Here is a 14332-nt window from a genome sequence, read left to right as displayed (position 1 = left end):
ATGCATGGCAAATTAATATGTCAGTCATCTCATATAGCATAAAACACTATATATAGTATTATTTGTGTTTTTAAAATACTATATATAGTATTTTTATACTCGATTACCACCCCTGTCACAAGGGGCTATAATATACAAACAAATTCAAATTTTTTACATTATCTAACAGTCATGAAGCCACAACTCCCCCTCCCTTCCCCTGATGCACAAACCTCTTCAGCACACCTGACCAAGCTCATAAAAAACGAAATTAAACAACATCAAAACTGGATATCCTTCTCCCGTTTTATGGAGCTTGCCCTTTACACACCTCAATACGGTTATTACAGCGGAGGCAGCCATAAAATCGGCACAGACGGCGACTTCATTACTGCCCCTACCCTCACCCCCCTATTCGGACAAACCCTTGCCAAACAACTTGCCGAATTACTGCCGCAAACAGCAGGCAATATCTACGAATTTGGTGCAGGTACAGGTCATCTCGCTGCCACACTCTTGCAAAACCTTTCAGACGGCCTGAATCATTACTACATTATTGAGCTATCGGCAGAGCTTGCAGAAAGACAACGCCAACATATTCTTGAGCATACTTCCCCCGAAACAGCCGCCAAAGTCATCCACCTCACTACATTGCCCGAACATTTTGACGGCATCATCATCGGCAACGAAGTATTGGATGCCATGCCGGTTGAACGCTTGATTTATCAAGACGAAGGGTTTCAACAAATCGGCGTCAGCCTAGAGAATGACGAGCTAATCGAAGTCATCAGACCATTGACCCAAGCCGAACTTACGCAAACAGCCGCCTTATACTTCCCTCCCCTTCCCTCATACACAAGCGAGCTGCATCCGGCACAATATGCCTTTATCCAAACCCTGGCCGCTAAATTGCGGCGCGGCGGCATGATATTTATCGATTACGGCTTCGATGCCGCTCAGTATTACCATCCGCAACGCAAGGAAGGTACATTCATCGGCCACTATCGCCACCATACCATCCATGATCCATTTTTCAATATCGGTCTGACCGATTTAACTGCGCACGTCAATTTCACCGATATCGCACGCGCCGGCACGGAATCAGGTTTGGACTTAATCGGCTACCTGCCCCAATCTTATTTCCTGCTTAATCTCGGCATCACTGACCTGCTGGCACAAATCGGCAGCCCGGATTCGGTTGAATATATCCAAGCCGCTGCTGCAGTACAGAAACTGATACATCAGCACGAAATGGGAGAACTTTTTAAAGTGATCGCTTTTGGCAAAGACATCGATATCGATTGGACAGGCTTCAGCCACGGCGATATTTGCCATAAGCTATAGCCTGACAAATTACTTTTTATTTTTTAAAAACAATAAGAAATAAAAAAAAGCAAAATTAGCGCTTGCCAAATATTCAAAAAAAACTATAATAGCGACTTCACGAAACGGCGAATTAGCTCAGTCGGTTAGAGCAGAGGAATCATAATCCTTGTGTCCGGGGTTCGAGTCCCTGATTCGCCACCAAATTTCGGGGGTATAGCTCAGTTGGTAGAGCGCTTGCATGGCATGCAAGAGGTCAGCGGTTCGATCCCGCTTACCTCCACCACTAAACAAAAAAGCTCTTGTTAAACACAAGAGCTTTTTTGTTTGGCTTAATTAATAACTGATTGCCCATTAATTTTGCCACTTCAATACCCCCAATCAATAAAGGCCGTCTGAAACATTTCAGACGGCCTTTTGTCTTTAATTACTTCACAAGCTTCAATACTTTCTTCGGTTTATCTTCCGCAGATTCAGCTTTTTTATCTTCGGCCTCCGCAGCTTCAACAGAAGCAGGCTGATATGGTTCTACCTCAAAACCCATACCCTCTCCACTTTCACGGCCAAATATACTGACAATATGACCGACCGGAATCCAAATCTCGTGCGCTACGCCGGAAAAGCGGGCAGAGAAATTGACCCATTCGTTGTCGATATTCAAGTTATGGCTGGCGGTAGGACCAATATTTAAAACAATTTCATTGTCACGCACATACTGCATCGGCACACGGGTATGTTCATTTACCCAAGCCACGATGTGCGGTGTTTGGTTATTATCCAAGCACCATTCATACAAAGCACGCAACAAATACGGTTTGGTTGAAGTTGCCATAGATCCGTCCTTTAGCGGCGCATGGCTTTTTCAGCCGGCGTTAATGCTTCAATGAAGGCTTCGCGTTGGAAAATACGCTCGGCGTATTTCAGCAAAGGCGCAGCAGATTTACCCAGTTTGATGTCGTAATAGTCCAAACGCCACAACAGTGGAGACAAGGCAACATCAATCATGGAGAAGTCGTCGCCCAAGATGTATTTGTTTTTAGTAAAAGATGGTGCCAACAGTGTCAAACCATTGCCAATGGCTTCACGCGCTTTAGCTTGTTCTTTATTGGTAGATTCAGGGTTTTCCAACACTTGCACCAAGCTGAACAATTCTTTTTCCATACGGTACAGCACCAAACGGCCGCGACCGCGCATAACAGGATCGCCCGGCATCAACTGAGGATGAGGGAAACGCTCGTCAATGTATTCGTTGATAATGTTTGATTCGTGCAAAATCAAATCACGCTCAACCAGAACCGGTACTTGGTTATACGGATTCATCAAAGCCAAGTCTTCAGGTTTATTGAACACGTCCACATCTTTGATTTCAAAATCCATGCCTTTTTCGTACAGCACAAAACGGCAGCGCTGGCTGAATGGACAAGTAATACCTGAATACAATGTCATCATAATCTTTTACTCCTGATAAATCTTTTCAGACGGCCTTAAGCCTTATAAAAATTCAGAAAGAATTATACATAATTTCAAACACTTAATCCAGAAATTTCACATATCATGTTGTTTATATTAAGTAATTTTAAAATTTACATTATTTTCGCATAAACCAATTTCACAAACAAAAAAGGCAAACCTGAAACAGGTTTGCCTTTTTTGATTCAAAAGAATTAGTGAACGTCTTTCCAGAATTCTTTTTTCAGGAAGTAAGCCAATGGCAGCATTACCGCAAACAGGAATGCCAGAACCATGTAGCCGATGCGGTGGCGTTGCAACTGAGCAGGCTCGCCCATGTACACCAAGTAGTTCACCAAGTCGCGCACATAAGTATCGTACTCTTTTTGGATCACTTTACCGTTAGGCAGGCGACGGCTTTGCAGACCAGTAGATTCCCAATACAGCTTAGGAGTCAGGTTGCCATGCTCGTCTTTAATCATAACGGGCTGACCTTTGGCATCCAACTCAACGGCTTGAACACCTTGTTGCTGCCACAATGGGTGAGGCATACTCGCACCAGCCAAAACAGTATTGTTCCAACCAGTCGGACGAGTTGGGTCTTTATAGAAGCCGCGCATATAGGCGTACAGGTAGTCTGCACCCTTAGAACGGGCAATCAGGGTCAAATCCGGCGGAGGCGCACCCAACCATTTGGAGGCATCTTTCGGATCCATTGCCGCTACCATGACATCACCAACGTTGTCTGTTGTGAACATCAGGTTTTTCTTGATTTCATCTTCAGTCAAACCGATGTCTTTCAGACGGTTGAAGCGCATACCGCTTGCAGAGTGGCAAGACAAACAGTAGTTTGTAAAGATTTGCGCACCGTGCTGCAGGCTGACTTGGTCACGCAGGTCGATATCGACTTTTTCGTAGTGTCCGCCGCCGCTGGCGACGGCTGCACTCATAGGTACTGCCAGCAATAAGGCAGCAAACCAGTTTTTCAGAGCTTGTTTCATTTTCGCTGCCCTCATCAGATATTGGTTGCAAACAAGTAAGCACCAACAACGGTAATACCGATGTAAACAAAGAACATAATTTTTTGTTTAGTAGTGCTCATGGTTACGCGTTCAGGAACTGGTTTGTTGGTATCCAGTTTGGTATAGAACGGCATACCCAGGAAGAATGCAAAGTAGACGAAAGACAGGATACGTGCAACCAAAGTACGAGTATCAGTTGCTACCATTGCACCCAAAATACCCAAACCGATGAAGGCAATAATGAACAGAACCAACGCCGTTTTGAAGATTGGGCCGCGATAGCGGACAGATTTAACCTCGCCTTTATCCAACCAAGGCAACAAGGCGATCAATACAACTGCTGCACCCATACCGATTACACCCCATACCTGAGTACCGGCAAAGGAAGGAATCGCACGCAGAATTGCGTAGAACGGAGTGAAGTACCATACCGGCGCAATGTGCGGAGGTGTTTTCAGCGCATTCGCTGCATCGAAGTTTGGCGCTTCCAAGAAGTAACCGCCGCCTTCAGGTGCAAAGAACAACACAGAACAGAAGACAATCAGGAATACAACGACGCCCAAGATGTCTTTAACGGTGTAGTAAGGATGGAAGGGGATACCATCGCGTGGAATACCGTTTTCGTCTTTGTTTTTCTTGATTTCAACACCATCAGGGTTGTTAGAACCCACTTCGTGCAGGGCGATGATGTGTGCCACGACCAAGCCGAGCAATACCAAAGGTACAGCGATAACGTGCAGGGCGAAGAAGCGGTTCAGAGTAACGTCGGAAACGTTGAAGTCACCGCGGATCCAAGTGGACAAATCAGGACCGATAACAGGGATGGCCGAGAACAGGTTAATAATTACCTGCGCACCCCAGAAGGACATTTGACCCCAAGGCAACAGGTAACCCATAAAGGCTTCTGCCATCAATGCCAAGAAAATCAGGGAACCGAAAATCCACACCAATTCACGAGGTTTTTTGTACGAACCGTAAATCAGACCACGGAACATGTGCAGATAAACGACGATGAAGAAGAAAGATGCGCCGGTGGAGTGCATATAGCGGATAATCCAGCCGCCGGACACGTCGCGCATGATGTACTCTACTGCGGTAAAGGCAGCAGGCAGATGGTAGGCGTTAAGGTTGCCGTCCGGTTTGTAGTTCATGGTCAGGAAAATACCGCTGACGATTTGAATTACAAGGACGAGCAGAGCCAAAGAGCCGAAGTAATACCAGAAGTTGAAGTTCTTCGGCGCATAGTATTGAGCCAAATGCTCATTCCACATTTTAGACAGAGGGAAGCGATCGTCCATCCAGCCTAACAATGCTTTTGCTTTGCTATTGGTTTGGTTTGCCATAATTATCGTTCCTTATTTTTAGTCTTCGCCCACCAAAACAGTCGTATCGCTCAGATATTTGTAAGGCGGTACAACCAAGTTGGTCGGTGCAGGAACACCTTTATACACGCGGCCTGCCATGTCGAATTTCGAACCGTGGCAAGGGCAGAAGAAGCCGCCTTTCCAGTCTGCGCCCAAATCCGCAGGGGCAACGTCGGGACGGTAAGTCGGAGAGCAACCCAGGTGGGTACAGATACCGATAGCGACGAGGAGGTTCGGTTTGATCGAACGGTGCTCGTTTTTACAGTTTTCGGGCTGATGATCCACATCGGAATTAGGATCCGTAACTGCGCCATTCAAACTTTTCAAGTCTTTGAGCTGTTGATCTGTGCGATTGACCAGCCAAATCGGTTTGCCCTGCCATTCGGCAGTCAGCATTTGACCTGCTTCGATTTTGCTGACATCTACTTCGACAGCAGCACCGGCAGCCTTAGCTTTCTCCGATGGGAAGAAGCTGGCCACGAAAGGCGTAGCTACGCCCAGAGCCGCCACACCGCCTGCACCGCATGTAGCCAGTGTCAGGAAACGGCGGCGGCCGTTGTTGATTTCTTGATTATCCATTATTCAGTCGTCCTAAAATTTTGGGAATACCGAGCCATTAAACAGCGTAATTCTACCTAGTTTGTTGTAATACTCAAAGCATTATTTAAAATAAGGTAAAGTTTTATGATATTTCTCAATACTCAAGCAGGATTGTTTTCATCAAAGTGAACCACTTTGATACCGAATTTTTCTGCCACGGCATCGCCTAAGGCGCGTACGCCGTAACGTTCGGTCGCATGGTGGCCGGCACTGATAAATGCCACACCCGTTTCATTGGCAAGATGATATTGCGCTTCGGAAATTTCACCGGTCAGATACGCATCGACACCTTCGTCTACTGCCGTCTGAAAAAATCCCTGCGCACCGCCGCTGCACCAGGCAATACGTTTGATTTCGCGTTCAAAATCACCGATAACGGTCGGCTTGCGGCCGAATACCGCCTCAATGCGTTCAGACAACTGCGCCAATGTTTGCGTGGTTTTCAGACGGCCTGTATTCAACAGATTTTGCTCGCCGAATTGTTTTTCGAGCACCCAATCGAGTTTCTCGGCCAACTGCGCGTTATTGCCTAGTTGCGGGTGCGCATCCAGCGGCAGGTGGTAGCCCGCCATATTGATTTGGTGTTGCAGCAAGGTTTCAATGCGTGCTTTTTTCCAACCGGTAATCGTGACAGGCTCGCTTTTCCAAAACATGCCGTGGTGAACCAAAAGCAGATCTGCCCCCTGCCCTACGGCAAAATCGATTGCAGCTTTGCTGGCGGTAACAGAAGTGGCGATTTTGGCAACTTCTTCTTTGCCTTCAACCTGCAAACCGTTGGGCGCATAGTCCTTAAACAGCCCTACCTGCAATGTCTCATCGCACCAAGCCAAAATTTCGCGGCGTAAAGCCATATTCCGCTCCTTATATCTATCTTCAAAAACAGCTTCGCATTCTAACCGCAAAATCTGTTTATACCTCAAATTCTTACATTCCGATTTCAGCAATCATTCCCAACATTAATCATTTGCACATCATCATGAATTATTTTAATATACCCACCTTACCCACAGGCCGTCTGAAAACACATGGACTCTATTATCGAATTGCGTCATCTCAAAACCTTGCTGGCTTTAGAAGAAACCGGCAGTGTTTCCCTTGCCGCCAAACGGGTTTTCCTGACCCAATCCGCCCTGTCGCACCAAATCCGCGCCTTGGAAAATTATTACGAAACGCCGTTGTTTGAACGTAAATCCACACCTTTGCGCTTCACTCCGGCCGGTATGCGCCTATTGCAACTGGCGCGCGAGCTGTTGCCGCAGGTTGCCGCCGCCGAACGTGATTTGGTACGGATTATCGAAGGCGAAGCCGGCGAACTCAGGCTTGCCGTCGAATGCCACACCTGCTTTGACTGGCTGATGCCTGCCATGGGCGAGTTCCGCCCGTTATGGCCGCAAGTTGAATTGGACATCGTTTCCGGCTTCCAAGCCGATCCGGTCGGCCTGCTGCTGCAACACCGTGCCGACCTTGCCATCGTTTCCGAAGCCGAGCCGCTCAACGGTATCAGCTACCGTCCCCTGTTTGCCTATGAAATGGTCGGCATCTGCGCAGAAGACCACCCGCTTGCCGACAAAGACGTTTGGGAAGCCAAAGACTTCATCGACGAAACCTTAATTACTTATCCCGTCCCCGACGAAATGCTGGATTTGCCCAAAAAAGTGCTGCTACCCAAAGGCATTAATCCGCCGCGCCGCCATAGCGAGCTGACCATCGCCATTATTCAACTGGTTGCCAGCAAACGCGGCATCGCCGCCCTGCCCTATTGGACAGTCATGCCGTATCTGGAAAAAGGCTACGTCGTCCACCGAAAAATCACTTCAGACGGCCTGCAAAGCAAACTTTATGCAGCCATTCGTACGGAAGATGCCAACAAAGGCTATCTGGACAACTTCTGCCAAATCACACATGACCGCTGTTTTGCCGACTTGCCGGGTTTGAACGAATTGGAAATGTAAACTTGAAATAATCAAAAGGCCGTCTGAACAATTTTCAGACGGCCTTTTTTAATTTTAATATACACAAAAATTTCACTGCTTCTATTCGGATTCATCCGAACCCAAACACGCCGACAAATCGATTTCAGACAGCCATGTCTTATCAGGCGCAACCCGAATATCGAAATGCTCGCCGCGATAGTCGAAAACCAAACGCCAAGCGTGCAGAAACAGATGTTCCGCCTCATCGCCGCCATACAGCGTATCGCCCAAAATCGGACTGCCTATGCTTTTCATGGCCACGCGCAGTTGATGGGTTTTGCCGGTAAACGGTTGCAACACAAACAGGCGCAAACCGGGCTTCAGGCTTTGGCTGCTGAAACGGGTAACGGCAAAATTATCCTCATCACGCGTCAGCCTCCATGTACCGCGCCGCGAACGCGCCATACCGCCTTTCACCCAGCCCTGCTTTTTCGCCGGCTTGTGCGTACCGAGTGCCAAATAAATTTTACGCATGGTTTTCTCGGCAAACTGTGCCGACAAAGCCGCCGCGCTGTCGCGGTTTAACGCAAACAGCAATAAGCCGCTAGTGGCTTTATCCAAACGGTGAATCAACCACACGCGTTCAACGCCGAGCTGCTGCGCCAGCGAAGCGGTCAGGCAAACATCCCCTTCCGATTCACTGTGCACCGATACGCCGCAAGGCTTATTGATGACCACAAAGTCTTTGTGCTCAAAAACAATGTCCCACATTTCAGACGGCCTTCAACACAATACCGTCGCCAAGCAGGGTCAAAATACCCAGCAGGCAGAACAAGATACACGCAGCAATGCGCACTGCTTTGGCCGGAATTTTGCGCATCAGCATTTCGCCCAAATACACGGCAGGCACAGAAGCAATCATCAAACCTGCAATACTGCCGACCACGACCAGCAGGATAGATTGGTATTTTGCCGCCAAAAGAACTGTTGCAATTTGCGTTTTATCGCCGATTTCTGCCAAGAAAAACAGGACGACCGTTGCTGTAAATGCGCCGTATTTCAACCACTTACTATCAGGGTCTTCGTCTTTGTCCGGCAACAGCAGCCATAAGCCGACCGCAATAAAGCTGCCGCCGACCACCCATTTCATGACTTCGGGCGAAATAGCGGATGCCAGCCAGACACCGAGTGCGGCTGAAACAAGATGGTTCAACAGGGTTGCAATAAAGATACCGGCAACAATCGCGTTTTTGTGGGCAAAACGTGCTGCCAAAAAGAGCGCGAGCAATTGCGTTTTATCGCCGATTTCGGCAATGGCAACGCCCAGCGTCGAGGAGAAAAAAGCTTCCATGATTTAAGATACTCAACCGAAAAGCGGGCAAACAGAAAGCGCTGTGCATACCGCCCGCAAGGGTATGGACAACGCTTACGTCTTGCCTGTCTTCCGATAAAGCAGAGAAGATACCGCTGCCACGGCCGCATAAGCCGATTATGTTGACAACGGTTTCGGCATTGCGCCGAATGGCTACTCCCGTAAGAGTGAAGCGGGAATTGTAAGGCAAACCATAGCTTGAAGCAATAAAAAGAAAAACAAAAGGCCGTCTGAAACCTGATTCAAGCAGGTTTCAGACGGCCTTTCTAAAGCGATTAATTATCGGAGAACAAATCGCCTACTTTTTCCCAAAACGATTTTTTGCGCGGGGTTTGGCTGAGGTCGAGGCCGGAGGAGATTTTTTCAAATTCTTCCAGCAACTCTTTCTGACGATCGGTCAGGTTGACCGGCGTTTCGACCAAAATGTGGCAGTATAAATCGCCGGTCGAGCTGGAACGCAGAGACTTGATGCCTTTGCCTTTCACGCGCATACGGCGGCCGGTTTGCGTTTCTTTCGGAATGTGCAGTTTGACTTTGCCGTCCAAAGTCGGCACTTCGACTTCGCCGCCCAATGCGGCAATGGCAAAGCTGATCGGCAGTTCGCAATGCAGGTCCAAGCCGTTGCGCTCGAAAATTTTGTGCTGTTTTACGCGGACATTGACGTACAAATCGCCTGCCGGTGCGCCGTGTTGACCCGGCTCGCCCTCGCCGCTCAAGCGGATGCGTTGACCGTCGTCAATACCTGCCGGAATGTTGACTTCAACCGTTTTGCTGGTTTTGGTGCGGCCTTCGCCACGGCATTTGACGCAAGGATCTTTGATTTCTTTGCCTGTACCGTGACAAGTCGGACAAGTCTGCTGCATTTGGAAAATGGCTTGGCGGACGTGTACCGTACCTGAGCCGTGACAGGTCGAACAAGTCGATGCAGATGTGCCCGGTTTGGCACCTGAGCCGTGGCAGACATCACATTCTTCGTAAGTCGGAATGTTGATGCGTTTTTTCACGCCTTTGGCGGCTTCTTCAAGCGAAATCTCTATGCCGACTTGCAAGTCCGCGCCGCTGTAATCCGGCTGACGGCCGCCTGCGCTGCCGCCACCGCCGAACATTTGGCTGAAAATATCGGAAAAATCGAAGCCTTGCGCACCACCGAATCCGCCTTGGCCGCCGAAACCGCCAAAGCCACCGAATCCGCCCGCACCTGCGCCCTGCTCGAACGCGGCATGGCCGTATTGGTCGTACATGGTACGTTTTTCCTTGTCAGACAAGGTGTCGTAAGCTTTTTGGACTTCTTTAAATTTTTCTTCCGCTTCTTTGTTGTCAGGGTTGCGGTCGGGATGGTATTTCATTGCCAGCTTGCGGTAGGCTTTTTTGATTTCATCGTCGCTAGCGCTGCGGGCAACACCAAGGGTTTCGTAATAATCTTGGGTACTCATAATTTTGATAGTGTTTTGAATAAATTTGAACTGGGTCGGATATGTGGGCGGAAGGTAAAAAACTCAAGTGCAAAGAATAGTTATAAATCAGAAAGGTTGTCTAAGATAACTTAGACAACCTTTCTGAATAAATAATTTATGACAATCACTAACGATTAACAGCGACCTGCAGCTTTTAATAAAGCATTACAACTTGGATTGCCTTGTGATCCTTTTTTGCCTTTGTTTGCATGAACATTTGAACCAGAGCACAATGCATCAGAAGAGACAGCGCCCATCACAGTAGTTACATAGCAAGAATATGATCTACCACCTGTCGTTGCCACAAATTTTACTGAATCCACGTCACCATGACGATTGGAAATCGTTATACGTTCAGCAGGAACGTTCAGTGCAAATGCGGCTTTATTTTTTAATGTATTGTCCGAAATAGTTTTATTACCTACCACCCCACAGGCAGATAGTGCTAATACTACCAATAAACTTAATGCATTTTTCATGCTAATCAACCTTTAATATTGAGTTATCGTCACAGCCCTATTCTAAGAAAAAAAAAATAAAGTCAATCTTTTTTGCAAGTTAGCATAGTTGTAATTGTGTCCTAATCATTCATCCTCTGCACTTTTTGTTTGTTGCAGTAGGACTATGAACAGTCAACTATGATACATTTTTATAATATTCTTACCATTTTTATCTTTGAAAGACTTCCTCTATAATGAAAAAACCGCTTCCTTTTTATGCCTGATGCTGATGGCGACCGCTGTCCAAGCCGCGCCGTCCGACAGCGAACGCATTGCGGCACTGGAGCGCCAAGTAGCCAAACTGACTGCCCAAGCAAACCGCCTGCTGAGCGAACGTTTGGACGAGCGTTCCGCACGCAGAAACAACGAAGTTCATGTATGCGCGTTGTCGGCATTTACCGACACATTCCGTACCGAAAACGTCAACCGCGGCCGCGCACGCTTGGATGTGATTCAGCAATGCCGCCGCCAGCACGCGGAAATGTTCTGCAAGGAAGAAGCCGTCCGTTGCCAGACTTACCGTTAACCTTTCATACTCAGGCCGTCTGAAACCCTGTTTTCAGACGGCCTTTTGATTGTTTGCGTTCTTCCATGTCAAAACAAACGGGAAACAACAATGCCAAAGCGGTTTGACATGATGTTACGACACAAGCAATCCGCTTCTGAATCCGCTATAATCTGCGTTTGATTTTATTTTCCAACGCCTTTGTATAAAGCGAAACATCATGCAAGAACAATATCAACCCGCCGCCATTGAGCCTGCGGCGCAGAAAAAATGGGACGACGCCCGTATTTTCAACGTCTCCGAAGACGCTTCCAAACCAAAATACTACTGCCTCTCCATGTTCCCCTACCCCAGCGGCAAGCTGCACATGGGGCATGTGCGCAACTACACCATCGGCGACGTATTGAGCCGCTTCAAACTCTTAAACGGCTTCAACGTCATGCAGCCTATGGGTTGGGACGCGTTCGGTATGCCTGCGGAAAACGCGGCGATGAAAAACAATGTCGCCCCTGCCGCATGGACTTACGACAACATCGAATACATGAAAACCCAGCTCAAAAGCCTGGGCTTTGCAATTGACTGGGAACGCGAAATCGCCACCTGCAAACCCGAATACTACCGCTGGGAACAATGGCTGTTTACCAAGCTGTTTGAAAAAGGCATCGTCTATCGCAAAAACGGTACAGTAAACTGGGACCCTGTCGATCAAACCGTGCTTGCCAACGAGCAAGTCATCGACGGGCGCGGTTGGCGTTCGGGCGCGTTGATCGAAAAACGCGAAATCCCGATGTATTACTTCAAAATCACCGATTACGCCGAAGAGCTGCTCAACGACTTGGACAAGCTGGAACACTGGCCGGAACAAGTCAAAACCATGCAGCGCAACTGGATCGGCAAATCTCGCGGTATGACCGTACGCTTTGCCGTTTCAGACGACAGCAAACAAGGTTTGGAAGGCGATTACGCGAAATTCCTGCAAGTTTATACCACCCGTCCCGACACGCTGATGGGCGCGACTTATGTTGCCGTTGCCGCCGAGCATCCGCTGGCAACCGCCGCAGCCGCCGACAAACCCGAATTGCAGGCATTTATCGCCGAATGCAAAGCCGGCTCGGTTGCCGAAGCCGATATGGCGACGATGGAGAAAAAAGGCGTGCCGACCGGCCGCTACGTCGTCAACCCGCTCAACGGCGACAAGCTGGAAGTGTGGATTGCCAACTATGTATTATGGGGCTACGGAGACGGCGCGGTGATGGCGGTTCCGGCGCACGACGAACGCGATTTCGAGTTCGCCACCAAATACAATCTTCTGAAAAAACAAGTCATTGCCATCGGCGACAACGCATTCGACGCAAACCAATGGCAAGAATGGTACGGCGACAAAGAAAACGGCGTATTGGTCAACAGCGGCGACTTGGACGGCATGAATTTTCAGACGGCATTCGATGCCATTGCCGCCAAGTTGCAAAGCCAAGACGCAGGCGAACCGAAAACCCAATACCGCCTGCGCGACTGGGGCATTTCGCGCCAACGCTACTGGGGCTGCCCGATTCCCATCGTCCATTGCGAAAAATGCGGCGACGTCCCCGTCCCCGACGACCAACTGCCCGTCGTCCTGCCTGAAAACGTCGTACCCGACGGCATGGGTTCGCCTTTGGCAAAAATGCCCGAGTTTTACGAAACCACCTGCCCATGCTGCGGCGGCGCGGCGAAACGCGAAACCGACACCATGGACACCTTCATGGAATCGAGCTGGTATTTCTTCCGCTACATGTCGCCCAAGTTCGCAGAAGGCATGGTATCGACTGAAGCCGCGAAATACTGGGGCGCGGTCGACCAATACATCGGCGGTATCGAACACGCGATTCTGCACCTCTTGTACGCGCGCTTCTTCACCAAACTGATGCGCGACGAAGACTTGGTCAGCGTGGACGAACCGTTCGAACGCCTGCTCACGCAAGGCATGGTCGTCTGCGAAACCTACTACCGCGAAAATGCCAACGGCAGCAAAGACTGGATCAACCCCGCCGATGTCGAGCTGACTTTCGACGACAAAGGCCGCCCCGTTTCCGCCGTCCTCAAAGCCGACGGACTGCCCGTTGTCATCAGCGGCACGGAAAAAATGTCCAAGTCCAAAAACAACGGCGTCGATCCGCAAGAACTGATTAACGCCTACGGTGCGGACACCGCCCGTCTGTTTATGATGTTCGCCGCACCACCCGAACAGTCCCTCGAATGGAGCGACAGCGGCGTCGAAGGCGCACACCGCTTCCTGCGCCGTCTGTGGCGCACCGTTTACGAACACCTGAAACAAGGCGGCGCAGTCAAAGCGTTTGCAGGCAACCAAGACGGTTTATCTAAAGAACTCAAAGACCTGCGCCACAAACTGCACGCCACCACCGCCAAAGTCAGCGACGACTACGGCCGCCGCCAGCAGTTCAACACCGCCATCGCCGCCGTGATGGAACTGCTCAACCAATACGACAAAACCGACACCGGCAGCGAACAAGGCCGCGCCGTCGCCCAAGAAGTATTGGAAACCGCCGTACGCCTGCTGTGGCCCATCGTGCCGCACATCTGCGAAACCCTGTGGAGCGAATTGAATAGCGCGAAACTGTGGGAAGCAGGCTGGCCGACAGTCGACGAAGCCGCCTTGGTCAAATCCGAAATCGAAGTGATGGTTCAAGTCAACGGCAAACTGCGCGGCAAAATCACCGTCGCCGCCGACGCCTCCAAAGCCGATCTCGAAGCCGCCGCACTCGCCACCGAAGGCGCGGTGAAATTCATGGAAGGCAAGCCTGCGAAGAAAATCATCGTCGTTCCCGGACGCTTGGTGAATATCGTCGTCTAA

Annotated in this window: 14 protein-coding genes and 2 tRNA genes; 6 read left to right on the top strand and 10 right to left on the bottom strand. The window is 49.3% G+C overall.

The features are described 5' to 3' along the window. Positions 1-171 precede the first annotated feature (171 nt). From ACTHTA_RS05610 to ACTHTA_RS05600, 3 genes are all read left to right on the top strand, one after another. Positions 172-1323: a class I SAM-dependent methyltransferase gene (locus ACTHTA_RS05610; RefSeq protein WP_313970993.1), complete on the top strand. Its 1152-nt coding sequence runs from the start codon at positions 172-174 to the stop codon at positions 1321-1323. Between the two features lie 106 nt (positions 1324-1429). Next, positions 1430-1506 (top strand) — tRNA-Met (locus ACTHTA_RS05605). A gap of 6 nt (positions 1507-1512) precedes the next feature. After that, positions 1513-1588 (top strand) — tRNA-Ala (locus ACTHTA_RS05600). Between the two features lie 141 nt (positions 1589-1729). Here ACTHTA_RS05600 and ACTHTA_RS05595 read toward each other — a convergent pair. The 6 genes from ACTHTA_RS05595 to ACTHTA_RS05570 all read right to left on the bottom strand — a co-directional run bounded on the left by ACTHTA_RS05595 (position 1730) and on the right by ACTHTA_RS05570 (position 6588). After that, positions 1730-2134: a ClpXP protease specificity-enhancing factor gene (locus ACTHTA_RS05595; protein WP_003685902.1), complete on the bottom strand. Its 405-nt coding sequence runs from the start codon at positions 2132-2134 to the stop codon at positions 1730-1732. 11 nt (positions 2135-2145) lie between these two features. Next, positions 2146-2751: a glutathione S-transferase N-terminal domain-containing protein gene (locus ACTHTA_RS05590; RefSeq protein WP_039861850.1), complete on the bottom strand. Its 606-nt coding sequence runs from the start codon at positions 2749-2751 to the stop codon at positions 2146-2148. A 215-nt stretch (positions 2752-2966) separates the two neighbouring features. Further along, a complete protein-coding gene (locus tag ACTHTA_RS05585; RefSeq protein ID WP_308887922.1) occupies positions 2967-3752 on the bottom strand; it encodes a cytochrome c1 in 786 nt (261 codons plus the stop codon). 14 nt (positions 3753-3766) lie between these two features. Further along, positions 3767-5116: a cytochrome b gene (locus tag ACTHTA_RS05580; RefSeq protein WP_308887923.1), complete on the bottom strand. Its 1350-nt coding sequence runs from the start codon at positions 5114-5116 to the stop codon at positions 3767-3769. An 18-nt stretch (positions 5117-5134) separates the two neighbouring features. Beyond that, entirely contained in the window at positions 5135-5716 is a 582-nt protein-coding gene (gene petA, locus ACTHTA_RS05575; protein ID WP_308887924.1) for a ubiquinol-cytochrome c reductase iron-sulfur subunit, read from the bottom strand. Between the two features lie 122 nt (positions 5717-5838). Then, positions 5839-6588 carry a Nif3-like dinuclear metal center hexameric protein gene (locus ACTHTA_RS05570; protein ID WP_313970992.1) on the bottom strand — a complete coding sequence of 250 codons (750 nt, stop codon included), beginning with the start codon at positions 6586-6588 and terminating at the stop codon, positions 5839-5841. A 174-nt stretch (positions 6589-6762) separates the two neighbouring features. On the opposite strand from ACTHTA_RS05570, the gene ACTHTA_RS05565 reads away from it, so the two are divergent. Next, positions 6763-7689, top strand: coding sequence for a LysR family transcriptional regulator (locus ACTHTA_RS05565; RefSeq protein WP_308888318.1), 927 nt, complete (start codon positions 6763-6765; stop codon positions 7687-7689). Positions 7690-7770: 81 nt separating this feature from the next. Here ACTHTA_RS05565 and ACTHTA_RS05560 read toward each other — a convergent pair whose 3' ends face one another. From ACTHTA_RS05560 to ACTHTA_RS05545, 4 genes are all read right to left on the bottom strand, one after another. Further along, complete coding sequence (locus ACTHTA_RS05560; RefSeq protein ID WP_308888317.1) at positions 7771-8421, bottom strand: TIGR01621 family pseudouridine synthase; 651 nt, start codon at positions 8419-8421, stop codon at positions 7771-7773. Position 8422: 1 nt separating this feature from the next. Next, the gene (locus ACTHTA_RS05555; protein ID WP_003748247.1) at positions 8423-9001 is read right to left on the bottom strand and encodes a TMEM165/GDT1 family protein; all 579 of its coding nucleotides are present in this window, start codon (positions 8999-9001) and stop codon (positions 8423-8425) included. 296 nt (positions 9002-9297) lie between these two features. Continuing rightward, positions 9298-10455, bottom strand: coding sequence for a molecular chaperone DnaJ (gene dnaJ, locus ACTHTA_RS05550; protein WP_440364059.1), 1158 nt, complete (start codon positions 10453-10455; stop codon positions 9298-9300). A 155-nt stretch (positions 10456-10610) separates the two neighbouring features. After that, positions 10611-10955, bottom strand: coding sequence for a hypothetical protein (locus ACTHTA_RS05545; RefSeq protein ID WP_440364058.1), 345 nt, complete (start codon positions 10953-10955; stop codon positions 10611-10613). 250 nt (positions 10956-11205) lie between these two features. Between ACTHTA_RS05545 and ACTHTA_RS05540 the strand changes: the two genes are divergently transcribed. Both ACTHTA_RS05540 and leuS read left to right on the top strand, forming a co-directional pair. Next, on the top strand, positions 11206-11502 hold the full coding sequence (locus tag ACTHTA_RS05540) for a hypothetical protein (RefSeq protein ID WP_440364057.1): 297 nt from the start codon (positions 11206-11208) through the stop codon (positions 11500-11502). A gap of 199 nt (positions 11503-11701) precedes the next feature. Next, the gene (gene leuS, locus ACTHTA_RS05535) at positions 11702-14332 is read left to right on the top strand and encodes a leucine--tRNA ligase (RefSeq protein ID WP_440364056.1); all 2631 of its coding nucleotides are present in this window, start codon (positions 11702-11704) and stop codon (positions 14330-14332) included.

The organism is Neisseria sp. P0013.S005 (assembly GCF_051958425.1).
In the GTDB taxonomy this organism is placed as follows: Bacteria; Pseudomonadota; Gammaproteobacteria; order Burkholderiales; family Neisseriaceae; genus Neisseria; species Neisseria subflava.
Note: the sequence above shows the minus strand (reverse complement) of the source record. Positions and strands in the feature narration are given on the sequence as shown.